The 12,542-nt window shown below is 57.4% G+C and carries 9 protein-coding genes and 1 pseudogene; 8 read left to right on the top strand and 2 right to left on the bottom strand.

The window, feature by feature from the left end; genetic code table 11:
• Positions 1 to 10: 10 nt before the first annotated feature.
• Complete coding sequence (locus tag D7S89_RS16675) at positions 11 to 430, bottom strand: archease (RefSeq protein WP_121279029.1); 420 nt, start codon at positions 428 to 430, stop codon at positions 11 to 13.
• 1,013 nt (positions 431 to 1,443) lie between these two features.
• Here D7S89_RS16675 and D7S89_RS16665 point away from each other — a divergent pair.
• From D7S89_RS16665 to D7S89_RS16655, 3 genes are all read left to right on the top strand, one after another.
• Positions 1,444 to 2,643, top strand: coding sequence for a PfkB family carbohydrate kinase (locus D7S89_RS16665; protein WP_121278936.1), 1,200 nt, complete (start codon positions 1,444 to 1,446; stop codon positions 2,641 to 2,643).
• Positions 2,640 to 3,236, top strand: a complete 597-nt coding sequence (locus tag D7S89_RS16660; RefSeq protein WP_121278934.1) for a 7-cyano-7-deazaguanine synthase — start codon at positions 2,640 to 2,642, stop codon at positions 3,234 to 3,236. The genes D7S89_RS16665 and D7S89_RS16660 overlap by 4 nt, the downstream gene beginning before the upstream one ends.
• 109 nt (positions 3,237 to 3,345) lie before the next feature.
• Complete coding sequence (locus tag D7S89_RS16655; RefSeq protein ID WP_147426692.1) at positions 3,346 to 3,885, top strand: nitroreductase family protein; 540 nt, start codon at positions 3,346 to 3,348, stop codon at positions 3,883 to 3,885.
• Between the two features lie 14 nt (positions 3,886 to 3,899).
• Here the strand turns inward: D7S89_RS16655 and D7S89_RS16650 are convergent, their stop codons facing one another.
• Positions 3,900 to 4,691: an 8-oxoguanine DNA glycosylase gene (locus tag D7S89_RS16650; protein ID WP_183085237.1), complete on the bottom strand. Its 792-nt coding sequence runs from the start codon at positions 4,689 to 4,691 to the stop codon at positions 3,900 to 3,902.
• 149 nt (positions 4,692 to 4,840) lie between these two features.
• Between D7S89_RS16650 and D7S89_RS16645 the strand changes: the two are divergent.
• The 5 genes and pseudogenes from D7S89_RS16645 to D7S89_RS16625 all read left to right on the top strand — a co-directional run.
• Positions 4,841 to 4,993, top strand: a pseudogene (locus tag D7S89_RS16645) (integrase core domain-containing protein); the annotation flags it as partial.
• A gap of 536 nt (positions 4,994 to 5,529) precedes the next feature.
• Positions 5,530 to 8,046: a type VI secretion system Vgr family protein gene (locus tag D7S89_RS16640; RefSeq protein ID WP_121278930.1), complete on the top strand. Its 2,517-nt coding sequence runs from the start codon at positions 5,530 to 5,532 to the stop codon at positions 8,044 to 8,046.
• 63 nt (positions 8,047 to 8,109) lie between these two features.
• Entirely contained in the window at positions 8,110 to 10,791 is a 2,682-nt protein-coding gene (locus D7S89_RS16635) for a glycoside hydrolase family protein (RefSeq protein ID WP_121278928.1), read from the top strand.
• Between the two features lie 33 nt (positions 10,792 to 10,824).
• Positions 10,825 to 11,661, top strand: a complete 837-nt coding sequence (locus D7S89_RS16630; RefSeq protein WP_147426691.1) for a lysozyme inhibitor LprI family protein — start codon at positions 10,825 to 10,827, stop codon at positions 11,659 to 11,661.
• A gap of 213 nt (positions 11,662 to 11,874) precedes the next feature.
• A complete protein-coding gene (locus D7S89_RS16625; RefSeq protein ID WP_183085236.1) occupies positions 11,875 to 12,456 on the top strand; it encodes a lysozyme inhibitor LprI family protein in 582 nt (193 codons plus the stop codon).
• Positions 12,457 to 12,542 lie beyond the last annotated feature (86 nt).

Here is a 12,542-nt window from a genome sequence, read left to right as displayed (position 1 = left end):
GTACCCCCACTCAGACGTCGATCACGCATTGCGCCAGCCATGTACCGTCGCTTTGGCTGCGCACGATGAGTTCAGTGTAGGTCGCGCCCTTCGGTTCGACGGCGGGATGATGCCGGGCTCGATCGAGTGCTTCGCCGAAGGCGTGTGCCGTCAGCCCTTGCGGCTTCAAAGCCACATCGAAACGACTGAATACGACGTGGCGAACGGCCATTTCGTAGGTGACGGCATTGAGCCAGTCGACGAGCAACAATTCGCGATCGGGGGCGTGGCACGCGATGCCGACCGACTGCATGGGGCGTACCAGGGCGGGATCGGTGACGATGGCCGTCAGTGCAAGGGCGGCTTGCGCGTAGGCTTCATCGAGCGTAGCGCCGAGGCCGCGCACGCCGATGTCAGCGTCGTGATGGAAATGCTCCCAATGCGCAGCCACGGTCACTCCTTGGCGCTGCGGTGGACTATCAGATATCGTTCCGGACTGGCGCGGATTCTGCGCTTCTCTATAACAGCTTAGCCATTCTTATTTATAGCCACGATACTGCTACTCCAAAGGTGCCGGATAAAGCTCCGGTGGGCTGATTCACGTGTTCATGGGTGTTCATGACCGCGGCTTTGCTAGCACCCCTATTTCTGGCCGGAAATTTCATCATTGGCCGTTGCTAGTCAGTAGCCGGCCACTCTCAGACATAGGGCGAGATGGTTAGGCAGCCGTTCGGGCGGCCGCTTCATCCTCGAAAGCCGTCGCTTCTATCTCGCGACCGGAGCGTTGGCGCTTTCAGTGAAGGTGTAGCAACTGAAGGCCCGGTCCCGGGATTAGAAGAGCATGCTCTGGTTATTTTTCGGCCGATTGTCTCCATTAACGCCTTGCTCTGCTCGGAAACCTGTCACTTTCTACAGCTACTAAAAAATAGTTAGTAAATTTAGACTGGCGGGTCGAGAGTTCCATTTTAAGAAATTTCGCAGGCGATGTCTTTCAGCGATGCATATACGCCGGCGCCTGGGGTCGAAAACGTTTTACATCATAATGCTCTCGATAGGCTATTAACATCCACACAAAAAATGCGGGGGAAGTATGTCTGGAGGCGGTGGAGGAAGTGGTGATTGGCGGCCGGAACCAAAGGCACCTGTCCTGGATCCGAAGAGGAGCGGAGGTGGTAGTGGTGGAGGCGTCGTCGATGACCCGTGCGTCATTGACGAAGTGACGTCGCTCAACTCAGTTTCGCCGGCTGCATTGCGTAACGTGGGACCGGGCACCCTGCTCGAAGTGGTGTTTATGGCGGGGCCGCCGCAACGGCTCGTCGCGCAGGACAACACCGGGCAAATCGTCGGGTCTATTACTTCGCGCTCCATGCTTCAATTTATCGAGTGCATCCAGAGCGGTCGTCGGTACGTCGCAGAGGTATTGGGTATCCAGGGTGGCTCCTGCCAGGTGCGGGTGCGACTGGCGTGAGGCAAAGCGAAATTACCGTCGTTGGCGGCGTCTATCATGAACATTGTATCTGGCCTGTATGGGACCAAATTTTCGGTTCTGGTGGGCGAGCGGCGACCACACTGGTCAGTCACGTCGACAAGGTGACGCTGCACACCTACGCGCACCCGGACGTCGAAACCGAATTCAAGACAGCGGCAACACTGTACAAATTCGACCTGGTCATAACTGCCGCTCGGACTGGTATCTCGTTTGAATATGTGCATTGCATGTCGACGCCTGTCATTCGGCCGGCTCTCGCGCGCATTCACGCGCACGAGTCAATCGAAGTTAACGCCGAGGTGGTGCTGCGTTTCGGGATGCTCGAGGGTTCTGGGAAGGTGGACGCCAAATGGTGCGTCTACGACCCACAATCTGCATTCCATCCGGAACCTTTCCGAGATAACGGCAGCCAAGCCGAGCATCTTGCGATTGTCGCCAACCGAAGTGAGATTACCGCGATGGCGGGAGATTCTGACCCGAAGGCGGCTGCAACGTTGCTATTGAAACGCGGCGCTGAAGTCGTTGTAGTCAAGTCGGGGCCGGCCGGTGCGTACGTGTACACGGCCGGCGGCGCAGAGATGCATATTCCGGCTTACCGAAGCGACATGGTATGGACCATCGGCTCGGGCGACGTGTTTGCTGCCATCTTCGCTGCGCAATGGGCGGTACATCACGCCAGCCCTTCTGCCGCGGCAGAACTTGCTTCGCGCGCTGTCTCGCAATACGCGGAAACGATGGGTTTGCCTGCAGCCCCAGCTCACGAGCTATCAGAGATTCGGCGCAAGCCTGCGTCCACGGTTTCCGGGAGGGTCTATCTGGCCAGTCCGTTCTTCAATCTCGGACAACGATGGCTCGTGGACGAGGCGCGACGTTGCTTGGGTGAGCTTGGCCTAGAGGTGTTCTCTCCAGTTCACGACATCGGCCGAGGTCCTGCCCACGAGGTGGGTCCGAAGGACATCGAGGCCTTGAACTCCTGTGATCGAGTCTTCGCGATTCTCGATGGTCTCGACGCAGGCACCGTCTTCGAAGTCGGCTACGCGCGCGCGAAGAACATCCCCGTATATGCCCTTGCCCAGGCCGTCAATGGAGAAGACCTGAAAATGGTTGTTGGCTCGGACTGCAACATGTTCTTCGACTTTGTGACGGCGCTACATTACACGGCGTGGAAAGCATGAGGACCGCACTTCTTCTGTCTGGTGGTATGGACTCGGTCGCGATCGCTTACTGGGTGCGTCCGGAAGTTGGCATCACGGTGGCATATGGCCAGCGCGCAGCCCAGGCGGAGGTACGTGCCGCAGCTGCAGTGTGTGAAGTGCTGAACATCGAACACCACGTAATTGAAGCCGACTTGAGCGCACTGGGTAGCGGCGACATGGCGGGCCTTGCGCCCGCGACGCTCGCTCCTGTATCGGAGTGGTGGCCATTTCGCAACCAGATGCTGGTCACTTTGGCTGCGATGAAGGTCGTCACGCTCAATGTGAACAAGCTTCTGATAGGTTCACTTCGGACCGATGGCATCCATGCGGACGGCAAGCCTGAGTTCATCGCAGCCATGAGTGCATTGCTGCGATGCCAGGAAGGCGGGATAACGCTCGAAGCTCCCGCTATCAGACTGAACGGCGCGGAACTCATCAAGACGTCTGGCGTTTCAAGCGACTTGCTCGCATGGGCTCACTCCTGTCACGTTGCCAATGAAGCTTGCGGGATGTGCCGTGGCTGCAGAAAGCATTACGAGACGCTCGAGGAGCTTGGGTTTGACCCATACTGAAGACCCACGACCGCTAGGCGATGGTCCGTATTCGGACTACGCGTGGCCGCTTGAATCGAGCACGCCGTTCGAACCATTCAGCGCTCCCGCACGAAGGGGGTTCGTCGACGTGTTCGAGCAACGCCGCTCCACTCGCGCGCTCTTGCTAGCCCCGCTGGAGTTGACGGTTGGCGCGCTGCTTTTCGCGCTGACGCCTCGGTTTTGGAAAGAAGGGGACACGCTGCGACGAAGCCGCCGTCCATCACTATCGGCCGGCGCACTCCATCCAATCTCGGTGTTGCTATTCAACGAGTCGGCCGTTTTTCGCGTCAATGCCGATTCGTGCATGCTCGAGAAGCTCTCATTTTCGGCAGAAGCGCGCGATGCATGGATCAGTAAATGCCAACGTATACTTCCCAGCGCGAGTGGGGCGTTCCTCACGCTCGTTGCCGACATGGCTCGTCCGATGAGTGCGTACGCGCATGGCGAGACGCTCGTTTGGCGCGACGCCGGCGCTACGCTTCAGACGCTAGCGCTAGTAGCCGAGCTGTTCGGACTCGGCTTCTGCCCGCTGGGGCTACTCGGCAACGAGGTCGTTTCAGCCCTTCCTTCGGCAGAGCAGCTTCTTGCCGTCGGTGCCGCTGCAATCGGATTACCGGTACAAGACTGACCTGCACGGTTTTGTTAGTGGACGCTGGCGCTGTCGTCTGCGAAGAGCTCTAGTTGCTCGGACTGCACGCGAGTTTTCCGCATGACGGCGGACAGACGGCGCATGTGGTCCCACATGAGACCGTCGAGTGTGGCTGCAGAGACATCGATTGCGCGAGCGAACGCGACGAAACGCGCTTCGAGCTGTAGGTAGTGCGTCTCTGGCTGCCAGTCCTCTGGGAACAGGCCAAGGTATTGGCCAACTCGAAGAATGTGAATGTCCAGAATCGCAACCTCGCTCTGCGGGCGAAGGTTGCGAACAATCCATGAGGCCGTCTTGAGGCCGATGCCCGGCAGCTCATTCAACCGGTCTCGAAAAGCGATGTCGTCCTCGGGCGGAGTGAAGCCGGCCAGTTGCTCAAGGCAGCCGCTTAGATACCGCGCCTTCTGTCGGATGAATCGGTATTTGCGCTCGCGACCTTGAAAAGTGAACGGCTCACTCAACGCTTCTTCGAGATCTTGCGCAGTGGTGCCCGCGCGAAGAAGGTTTCGCTCCCGAACGCGCGAATAGGCAGCCAAGGCCAACTCGGCTGGCATCCCCCAGCCTCCAAGCAGACACGCAGCAACCTCTTCCTCAAGCGAGCGGCCGAGGCGAAAATCGCAGAAGGTGCCGGATTCTATGTGTTGCCAAGCTTGCCCGCGCCAATAGGCGGGGGTCATCAGCTCATCGAACGCCCCCCAACAGATGCCAGGGAGCACTTCTTCGTGCACTGATGGTAGGGTCAGTTTGCGGAGCTCACCTGCGATGTGGGCGTACATGGTTTGCATCTGGACCGGTGCTTGTCTCGTAGTTTTTTCGTGCGCTGCTGGAGTACATCCGCGGGGCGTCGCATCATACATCAGTCTTTCCTCGACTCGGTAGACGGGGCGTCCGCCTACGAGTATAGGAAGAAAATATTTTGATTCTTGGATTTCCGCTCGTCGCGGCATGGCGCCAGGACTACAACGAAGAACGGCCGCGCAGCGCGCTGAATTACCTTTCGCCAGCAACGTTTGCGGCGAAATACAGAGCAGCAGCGGATGTCCGACGACGAGCGTATGCGGGATGGTGCTGCCTAGGTCGCAAATGATACTGCCTCGTGGTGATGTTGCGGCAGCACCAGAATCTTCTAACCAGGATCGCCAGTTGACGATCGCTGACGAATCACCAGCCGAATAGCCGCTTGAACCAAGACACGAGACAGTACGTAGATTGTCGAGGCGAGTAAGGGCTGTCGGCGTGTAGGATTCCTGGATCGAGCTACTTCGCGAGTGACCTGCTCCCATACGCAGAGCCAACAGGCTTCGAGGAAAGTCCGTGGACTGATATCTCCCATTCTGTTCGTCAAGAGCGCGGTGGCCCAGTGTGCTGCTAGGTAGGTGACTACTGCTCGGGGGCAAACGAAAAGCATAAAAAGTAAATGTTGCTGGCCAATTTCATTGGTGGAAAGAATTCGGCATTACTTTCCTGAAAATTGATAACCCGAAATGCATCGCGTAAGAAGAATTTACATTTTGTATATTATCGTGATGTTTCGAATGATGTTGCTATCGATTTTTACACTTCCGTGAATTAGAATTCGTCCCCTGCTGAATAGTCCGACCGGCTAAGAACGAGGAACGCGGGATGGCTTCGAACAGGCTTTTCGATGCGGTTTACAGCGGTGGCGCGCAGCGAAATCGCTTGCTCAAACTCGATACGTCGTTGGGCGAGGACTGGCTGTTTCCTCTGCATGCAAAAGGTACTTCGCATATCGGGCGCGACTACGAATTCGTCGTCGACAGCTTCTCGTATCGGGGCGATCGTATCGAGCTGAAAGCCTTGATCGGCGAGGCCATCACCCTTTGGATTCAGCAAACGGACGGCTCTTATCAGCCGCATCACGGCTACGTGCATGCGGCATCCCGTTTGGGTTCGGACGGATACCTCACGTTCTATCAGTTGCGGTTTTCCTCGTGGATGTACTTCCTGCGCCTGCGTCGCGATATGCGCGACTGGCAGGAGCAAGTCGGCGAGCAGATCGTTGCCGATGTCTTCAACGAGCATCCGCAAGCGCGCGGTGCGTACCGCTTCGACCTGCGCCGGTCGATGCCCTCGTATTCGTACCGCGTGCAGTGGGAGGACGACTGGAATTTCGTTCATCGCAGCCTGGAAGAAGCGGGGGTGTTCAGCGGCTTCGAGCAAGCCGAAGACGGCAAGTCGCACACGCTCGTGTTGATGGACGATCTGTACTTTGCGCCACAGCTCAAGCAGGAAACAGTCAAATTCTTCCGCAATGGTGTGCGTCAAGAGGTCGATGGCCTCACGCAATGGAAGGAGCAGCAGGAGATCCAGAGCGCGACGTTGACGACGAGCACGTTTGACTACAAGCGTCCGGATTGGCCCAAGCACGTCAGTGGCGACGTAAGCCGTAACGATTCGGTTCCGTCACAAGGCGAGGTGTACGACTACACCGGCGCTTACACCTGGGGCGACAGTAAACGGGGCGATGACCAGGCGGTGGTGCGGCTCGAAGCGTGGCAATCGAAATCGAAGCGCTTTTATGGCGTGGGTAGTCTGCGCTCAGCGATGCCGGGATTCCGGTTCGTGCTCACCGGACATCCTGTGCATGATCAGGGTACTCCTGGCGATCGCGAGTTCGTGATTCTCTCCACAACCTGGGCGATGCGTAACAATCTGCCGGGCATGAATGAGGTGGCGGATTTCCCGGAGAGCCTGCGAACGGAAATCGCGGGTGTCGCTGCCGCAGGCGACGGCGGGGTGATCGTCAAGCATAACGATGGCAGCGAGGGTTTCTTTCAAGTCGAGATCGAGGCTCAGCGACGCCGCACGCCTTTCCGCAGCCCGCTCGAGCATGAGAAGCCTGTCATGCAATTGCAATCAGGCGTCGTCGCTGGACCAGAGGGCGAAGAAGTCTTCACGGACGAGCTCAACCGCGTAAAGGTGTGGTTTCCCTGGAACCGTCGCAACGGGAAGGATGAGAAGGCATCGTGCTGGGTCCGAGCGTCGTTTCCCGATGCGGGTTCCAGCCGTGGCGGGCACTTTCCGTTGCGGGCGGGCGACGAGGTATTGGTCGGCTTCATGAACAGCGACTGCGACCGGCCAGTCATTCTCGGCAGAATGCATGGCGGGGAGACGCCGCCGATATGGCACACGAACGGGCTGCTATCGGGATTCCGTTCGAAGGAGTACGGCGGTAGTGGCTACAACCAGCTCGTGATGGATGACTCCACGGGACAGAATCGCGTCCATCTGTACTCGACGAGCGCCGATTCGCATCTGCACCTGGGTTATCTCGTCGAGCATGCGAATAACACGCGTGGGGCGTACCTCGGCTCGGGCTTCGACCTGAAGTCGGGAGCGTATGGCGCCATTCGCGCGAGCCGGGGACTGTACGTTTCGACCCACTCCGCAGCCAACAGCCAGCCGTTGAGCGCGAGCGCAGCAAGCGAGCAACTCGTCAACGCAGAGAGTGTCATGGAGGCGCTGTTGGAGGCCAGCGTCGGCAGCAACGCAGAGACTCTGAAAGCTGGCCACGATGCGCTGAGGTCATTCACCGATGTCACGCAGCACAGCGTGCCAGGGAGTGCTACGGGCGGCCGGACTGCGGGCGGGGGGACAGGCAACGCCAATGGATTCGCGAAGCCGATCATGCTGCTCTCCAGTCCAGAAGGCATCGGACTCTCGACGCAGCAATCGACACAGATTACCGCCAATCAGCAGATCAACATCGTCAGCGGTGAGAGCACACATCTAGCGACAGGCAAGTCGTTCATCGCGACGGTGGTCGAGAAGCTGAGCCTATTCGTGCAGAACGCCGGCATGAAGCTGTTTGCGGCAAAGGGAAAAATTCAAATTCAGGCGCAAAGCGATGAGATGGCACTGGCTGCATTGAAGGATCTCACGATCACCAGTACGGACGGCCGTTTGGTCCTGTCCGCATCGAAAGAGATCTGGATCGGTGCGGGTGGCTCGTACATCAAGATCAATGCGAACCAGATCGAAAACGGCACGTCGGGCCAGATCACAGAGAAGTGTGCGTCGTGGGAAAAGGCGGGTGCGTCTTCGGAGACAGTGACGGGCTCACTCCTTGGAGGGCAAGCCCCCATGGAGCCCCATCACTGGTCCCACTTTTCTGGCTAACGCGGACTCTCGTGATTGCAGCGGTCCGGCTGTACTGATGACCCTCTACCCAGATCTAGACGCATGACGACACCAGCTAATCCTTCGCCTACGGCACCGGCTGCTGCACCAGCCGCAGCTCCGTCGCAAGTCCCACCGCTCCAATGGAGTTATCCGTTTCCCGATGGAGGCCGCAAGGAAATCCTTGACCCTCACGCGTTCTACGAAGCCTTTGGCGCGATGGATGATGGTTTCTTTCCGCTTGGAGTGAACGGCTTTCCGCACGGCGGGGTCCATTTCGGCCAAGGTACGGCATCGCGGCTGTACCAGGGTGACGGTGTACGGTGTATTGCGGATGGGGAAATCGTCGCGTACCGGGTCGATGACGGATATCCGCACTTGTTCTTTACGCAGAGTCAGCGCTGGGCGATGTATTCGACGGGGTTCGTGCTCGTACGGCACCGTATGGCTTTGCCGCCAGCGCCTGGCAGTACGGTCGCGGCGCAACCTGCGGATGAGATTCTCGAGTTCTACAGCCTGTATATGCACATGGCTGACTGGAACACCTATTTGACGGATGGTCACCTGAACGCGCCCGGCTGGTGGCTTGGCGTTCAGGCATACCGGATTCAGGGCGTCGATCATCAAATAGGTGGCGGTGCCACTGGAGCATTCGCGTGGACGGCCCCGAAGGCGGGGAAGCACGGCCGCTTCGCAGCCGGCCAGCAGGTTGGCTTTCTGCCGGAAGGCAGCGAAGTCACGATAGGCGAGCGTCGCGGAGAGTGGGGGCATATCAACGAGGTTCGCGCGGGCGCAATGATTAGCCCGACGAGCGGGGGCGATTTTGGCTCCGACGATTTGAATATGCCTTGGCAACGCCCCGACTCCGACACCGCCGGCCATGCCCCGGTGACGCCACAGGGCGACTGGGGCTGGATTCGCCTGCACGACCATCGCCCGATTACCGAACCCGCGCCGCTTGGCAGCGTTGTGATACCCCCGCAACCGATCCGGGTAAAGGCGGGGACCCTGCTCGGCCAGATCGGCGAGTACCACGACTATGGCCGCTCCACGCCACTGCCTCCCAAGCCTGCTCGCCAGTTGCTGCATCTTGAGGTCTTCGCGGGGGAGCAGTTTGGTGCATTCCTTGCCAAGAGCCGGGCGCGCGCGGCCCAGTTGCCCGCGGACCAGCGAAAAGCGATCCTGACCATTCAGGCAGGGGCGAAGCTCGTGCGCGAAGTGGCTACGCCAGATGTCACTGTTCCGCAAATCACGGCGACGTTTCAGATTGAGGCAACCCCGGATAGCCCCAAGACTGGACCTTGGGTCAGGGTACGGCCAAAGCAAAAGCAAGACGTTCCCCAAGTGAATCACGGGAATCCTGTGTGGATCGAGCGGAAATATCTCCAAGGCTCGCCAGGTGCCGTTTCCGGATGGAAAGACTTTCCTCTCCAATTGCAAAAGGCAGCAGGCCCAGCAAATAGCGACGCGGTCGCGTACTCACGTGTTCAGCTTGATGCGATGGACGGAGCCTTTCGAACGACCGACGACCATGGCGTTCACTGGTGGCAAGTGTCGATCGGCACTACCGACGGGAGTCAATCATCGGGTTGGGTATGCGAACAGACGCACCCGGGGACGCAGTGGGATAGCCCGTGGGCGTGGCCGGGCTTCTCGGTCGTAGACGCGACAGGCATCAATCTTAGTGATGCGTTCCGACGCAATCTTGTTCTCACTGGATCGGCCAACTTGAGTGAGCAACAGGAGTTCGAACCTTCGGCGCAGGCGGTGAACGGCAGTGCTCTGTTGCTGCACCTCGAAAAGACGGTGAGCCGCTTGTCGAGCGGGGAGCACAGCAGCGCAAATGCGGCGTCGGGCTCGGTCGTGACGGCGGGGAAACTCCAACAGGCCATGCGCGAACGCTGGCTTGCCTCAGAGCTTTCGCATGTGATTCTTCGGTACGAGAGTGAATGGGGTGGCGACATGTCGCGCTGGGAGGCGCTTACGCCGCTCATGAAGAATGCGCAGGAGAACTGGAAGTGCGAGTTGCAGCGTATCAAGAAGCTGCAGTGGTGGAGCGACGTTAAAGGAAAGGTGGCTGGGTTCCCTGGCACCGCGACTGTGTACCACATTCACCCGATCGCGCTGGTAGGGAACTATGTAACAGCCCGCGCCACATCCATTTCGGAGAACGGAATATATTTCATCTTTAAACAGGAAGCCTTGGCAGGCGTGACAAACAAGCTACATTGGCCCGGAGGGGCCAGCGGCGTGACTCTCGGTGCGGGATATGACATGAAAGCTCGCTCCGCGGAGAGTATTGCGCAAGACATGAAATCGATTGGAATCGACGAAGCGACGGCGAGAGCTATTTCGAGCGCCGCCACGCTAACCGGGCAAGAAGCGAAAGCGTTCTGCAAAAGAAATGCTACGCTGGTAGACCTAACTGATGACAAGCAGCTTGAGTTGCTGAGGAAGACAGTGGTTCACTACGAGCAAATGGTGCGCGACGCGGTCAAGGTAGGTCTGCAACAACACCAATTCGATGCGCTGGTCAGCTATGCATACAATCCCGGTGGTGGCTGGGGGAGCGTAACGTCATTTGTCAACGCTGGGGAAACCGATCAAGCTATGAATAAGATCAAGCAGTATGTTATTTCGGGGGGCGAGGTGTACGACGGCTTGGTAAAAAGGCGGGCTGATGAAGTTACCTTATATGCCACGGGTCGATACGAGTTTCATAGTCAACCGCTCTCGCCACGCTGAGTAAAAAAACAGATTTGATTGCCGGAGGCTTGTGTGAAACGATGGTTGGCGTTAATTTTGTCAATTACTCTTTGTTGGGTTGCATTTGGAGGTGGGATTGCGCGAGCGTACGAGCTCCCTGGAAATTTGGCCGGCATTTGGCAAGTGCGGGAAGTTCATGTAAACACGGCGCTTGGGCGAACGCTTGAGTACGGGTTGAACGATCCCCGTTTGATGTGGCGGTTATTCAAATTTGAAAATAATCGAGTAACGGACGACGCCTATGACTTCAAAGATGATTGCGACGTGACATCTTTGAAAACCACCCATCTTAATTTTCGCGATCTTATGTTTGCCAGCATTGGGGGATATGGATTCCCCCCGGCATCGGACGCTAGCCCGATGCGCGATTATAAGTTGCCAGTCGATGCAGGTGCGTCTGTAACCGCGATCAGTCTCATATGCTCTGATGGATTGTGGCAAGGCGATCTGGGCGTGTTGTACAAGGATGCGAAATTTATCCCTGTAAATGGTGCGTGGATTGCTTTGACTCCTGATGGCACGATGTACCTGCGCTGGCGCGACGAAACGATCTTGATGCTGGTGAAAGTGCGGCCCGTAGACATCACGCCGTCGTTCGATTGCGATTCTGCGAAGAAGGCGGCCGAGGTGGCAATATGCCATTCTGCGGAGTTGTCTGGCCTGGACCGGAGCGTCGCTGAAGCGTTTTCCCAGGCATTAAAAAAGATAAGGTTTGTTGGCGGAAATGAACGGCAGCTTGGGGAGGGTCAACGATCTTGGCTTAAGCAACGGAACGCATGTAATGCTGATGAACGTTGTCTCCGGGAAGCGATGAAGCATCGCATCGACGAACTCATCGAGCAACAGTGATTTCGTGGCGACGACGGTGACAAGGCGTTCACAGTCCGAATGCTAGGAGAAAAATTCGAAGGGAGTACTAAGGTTACTTTTCATTGTAATGACTTTATGGGCATCGGTAGCGCTTGCTGTGACAGCTTACCAACTTCCCGGGTTGATTGAGTGTGCAGACAAGGCGTTTGCCATCGTTCCATGGTTACACCTTGGGACAGAGACGAGGATTGGATGAAAAGATTTGCCGCACTTTTTTTGGGGCTGACGCTATGTGGGGTGTCTGTAGCCAGCAAGATTTGCGACAGCACGGCTACCGAACAGCTTGAGGCGTGCGCAAAAAGTAACTACGCCGAGGCGGATGGTAAGCTTAATTCCGCATATAAGGATCTCCTGTCCAAGACAACCTATCAGCATAAGAATCTGCTCGTAACTGCTCAGCAAAATTGGATAAAGTACAAGGAAAAATATTGCCAAGATGCATTTGATGCGACTAGTCCGGGACAGGAGGCTGGTATCGACAGGTGGAGCTGCCTAGAAGCTGTTACACGGGCCCGGGAAAGAGAGCTGCAATATTTCGCGTTGAACGACGACCTGAGTGATTTTTATCACGCGGTAGATTTTGTCGCGAGAACATATGAGGGCGGGGATAGAGACAAGGTTATTAAGAAGATCAATTTTGGGTACCCAAGCAAGGATGACGGACTTTGGCTGAACTACGTTGAGGAAAACTGCAAATTGGCATCCGCTATGTTTCACGAGGATCGCCTGACATGCGTTGCGCGACAGAATTTCTATCGAGATTGGTCCCGATAGCGCGTCGGCGATGGGGTGCGTGCCTGGATGGCGGGACAACGAGCGCGCGTAAGCGAAGGTTCGGCTATCGCCAAGACGCTCGATTG

The organism is Trinickia fusca, from assembly GCF_003628145.1.
GTDB classification, from domain to species: domain Bacteria; phylum Pseudomonadota; class Gammaproteobacteria; order Burkholderiales; family Burkholderiaceae; genus Trinickia; species Trinickia fusca.
The sequence above is the reverse complement of the archived record's forward strand: the minus strand, read 5'-3'. Positions and strand labels throughout refer to the sequence as shown.